This window comes from Methylopila sp. Yamaguchi (genome assembly GCF_002897035.1).
Taxonomy (GTDB): Bacteria; Pseudomonadota; Alphaproteobacteria; order Rhizobiales; family Methylopilaceae; genus Methylopila.
In genome coordinates, this window is sequence record NZ_BAUX01000034.1 from 1 (window position 1) to 1,860 (window position 1,860).

The following is a 1,860-nucleotide window of genomic DNA, read 5'->3' on the forward strand; positions in this document are numbered from 1 at the left end:
GGCCGTGACGGTGTCGTATCTTCGTCCGACGTAGATCAGGCCTTGGCGGTCGTCTCCGAGGGTGATGTCGAGCACCTCGCAGAACAGGACGGCGTGGGTGCCGACGTCGACGACGCGGTCGATCCGGCAGTCGAACGAGGCGAGCGCGCCCTCGAGCATCGGCGCGCCGCTCGGGCCGCGCCGCCAGGTCGCCGCCGCGAAGCGCTCCTCGGCGGGCGTCCGGCCGCCGAACAGGTTCGACAGCGGCCTGTGCCCGGGCGCCAGCGTGTTGACGCAGAGCGCCCCGTTCGCCCGGAACGCCTCGCCGACCGAGCTGTCGCGCTTGACGCAGACCAGCAGCGTCGGCGGCGCGTCGGTCACGCTGCAGACCGCGGTCGCGGTGAAGCCGGCGCGGCCGCCCGGCCCGTCGGTCGTCACCACGTTGACGGCGGCCGCGACCGCCGCCATCGCGTCGCGATAGCGCTCCCGGCCGACCGGCGCCGCGCAGGCGAGATCCGCTGCGTCGTCCATCGCGACGGCCCTCCCGGTCCTCAAAAGTCGAGCAGGTTGTCGCGCAGCTTCTCGTGCGCGTAGGCCGTGCGCGCTAGCCCGCGCTTCTGGAGCGCCGGCACGAGCCCGTCCGTCACCTCGGTGATGAAGCGGCGGCTGACCCGCAGCACCGGCGTCGTGATCAGGAAGCCGTCGCCGCCGACCTCGGCCATCACCTCGCCCATGCGCTCGGCGACCGTGTCGGGCGTCCCGACCAGCTCCACCGACGACACCAGCCCGCCGCCGCCGGCGACCACCAGCTCCCTCAGCGTCTTGCCGCTGCCCCACTGCTGGAACTTGTCGAGCGTGCCGGACTCGCCGTTGGTGACGAGCTTCTCCGGCAGCGGCCTGTCGAGGTCGTACTGCGCGAAGTCGATCTCGGTGATCGCGGACAGCGAGGCCAGCGTGTCGACGATGAAATGCGGCGAGTTCAGCATGCGCTCGTACTTCGCCCGCGCCTCGTCGTCGGTCTCGCCAAGCGTCGGGGTCACGCAGAACATCACCTTGATCGTGTCCGGGTCGCGCCCGAACTTTTCGGCCCGGGCGCGGATGTCGGCGCGGAACTTCCGCATCTCCTCGACGCCGCTCGCGACCGAGACGATCGAGTCCGCATGGGTCGCTGCGAAGTCGCGGCCCTTCGGCGAGGCGCCGGCCTGCACGTAGATCGGCCTCCCCTGAGGCGAGGGCACGGTGTTGAGCGGGCCGCGGACCTTGTAGTACTTGCCCTCGAAATCGATCGGCCGGACCTTGGTCTCGTCGGCGTAGATCCCGGCGTCGCGGTCGAGCACGACCGCGTCCGGGTCCCAGCTTTCGAACAGCTTGCCCATCACCTCCATGTACTCGTCGGCCATCTCGTAGCGCTGGTCGCGCGGCGGCAGCCGGTCCATGCCGAAGTTCTTCGCCATCAGGTCTTCGGCGGACGTCACGACGTTCCAGCCGAAGCGGCCGTTGGTCAGGCTGTCGATGGTCGAGCACAGGCGCGCCATCAGGAACGGCGGATAGGCCATCGTCGACATGGTGGCGATGACGCCGAGGCGCTGCGTCGCCATGCCCATCGCGACCGCGAGCGGGGCCGGATCGTGCTTCGGCACCATCATGCCGTGGTTGAGCGAGGCCTTGGCCGAGCCGCCATAGGTCTGCGGCACCATCAGCTTGTCCTCGATCATGATGTAGTCGAAGCACGCCCGCTCCAGCGCCCTCGCCATCTCGACATAGAACTGGCCGTCCCACGGCCGGCCGCCCTGCCCAAACGGCTCCCGCCACTCGTCCGGCGTGAAGTTCATGAACCAACCGAGATGAAAACGCTTGTCCGACATCGATCAGTCTTTCTCA

2 protein-coding genes are annotated in these 1,860 nt (G+C 69.4%); both read right to left on the bottom strand.

Going from position 1 to position 1,860, the window contains the following annotated elements:
* A partial coding sequence (locus METY_RS20700) for a flavin reductase (RefSeq protein WP_103123279.1) occupies nt 1–510 on the bottom strand: 510 nt, incomplete at its 3' end.
* 20 nt (nt 511–530) lie between these two features.
* On the bottom strand, nt 531–1,844 hold the full coding sequence (locus tag METY_RS20705; RefSeq protein ID WP_103123280.1) for an NtaA/DmoA family FMN-dependent monooxygenase: 1,314 nt from the start codon (nt 1,842–1,844) through the stop codon (nt 531–533).
* Nucleotides 1,845–1,860: the final 16 nt, after the last annotated feature.